Origin of the sequence: Aureimonas ureilytica, from assembly GCF_001475935.1 — a bacterium.
Classification (GTDB): Bacteria; Pseudomonadota; Alphaproteobacteria; order Rhizobiales; family Rhizobiaceae; genus Aureimonas; species Aureimonas ureilytica_A.
Genome location: NZ_LDQA01000098.1, coordinates 1 through 961, shown reverse-complemented (window position 1 = coordinate 961; position 961 = coordinate 1). Strand labels below are relative to the sequence as shown.

General features: G+C 65.6%; 2 protein-coding genes. One reads left to right on the top strand and one right to left on the bottom strand.

The genetic code is table 11. The features are described from left to right. On the top strand, positions 1-524 hold a 524-nt coding region (locus NS365_RS22610; RefSeq protein WP_275477570.1), incomplete at its 5' end, for a molybdopterin dinucleotide binding domain-containing protein. A 47-nt stretch (positions 525-571) separates the two neighbouring features. Here NS365_RS22610 and NS365_RS22605 read toward each other — a convergent pair. Then, on the bottom strand, positions 572-961 hold a 390-nt coding region (locus NS365_RS22605), incomplete at its 5' end, for an endonuclease/exonuclease/phosphatase family protein (RefSeq protein WP_343286852.1).

Genomic DNA, 961 nt, shown 5'->3' with positions numbered 1-961 from the left:
AGGACTTCAACCAGCGCTTCCTCCAGCCCGGCGGCTTCCACCGCGACCTGCCGGCCTGCAAGCGCATCTGGAAGACCAAGACGGGCAAGGCGAATTTCCTCGTGCCGGAGGGCTTCGACACGGACCCCGATATCGACGTCAACGGCCCCGACGTGTTCAAGCTGATGACGCTGCGCTCCAACGACCAGTTCAACACGACCGTCTATGGTTATGACGACCGGTTGCGCGGCATTTCGGGCTCGCGCATGGTGCTCCTGATGAACAAGGACGACATGGCGCGTCTCGGCCTGCGCGATCAGGACCTCGTGGATGTCGAAACCCATGCCGATGACGGTGTGGAGCGCCGGGTGCAGGGCCTGCGCGTCCACTCCTTCAAGCTGCCGAAGGGCGATGTCGGCGGCTATTACCCGGAGCTGAACAAGCTCATCCCCCTCTGGCACCACGAGAAGACCGCGCATGTGCCGGCGGCGAAATCCGTGCCGATCCGCATTCAGCGCAGCGCGGCCGCTGCCACGGCGGCTTAAATCATGACAGCCATGGGACGCAACCGGCGTCCCATGGCGTCCTCCCCTCAGGCGTCCAGCGTGACGAGAATGGGCACGTGGTCGGACGGCCGGTCCCAGCCGCGCGCCTCGCGCAACACGCGCACGTCCCGCACCATCGCCGGCAGGCCGTCCGAGCCCCAGACATGGTCGAGGCGGCGGCCCTTGTCGGCCCCGTCCCAATCCTTCGCGCGGTAGCTCCACCATGTGTAGAGCTTCTGCGGCAGCGGGATGTGATGGCGCACGAGATCGCGCCAATTGCCCTCGTTCAGGATACGGATCAGCCCTTCCGTCTCGATCGGCGTGTGCGAGACGACCTTGAGAAGCTGCTTGTGGCTCCAGACGTCTTCCTCATAGGGCGCGATGTTGAGGTCGCCGACCAGAATGGAGGCAACGCCCGGCTCGGCGTCGGCGCGCAT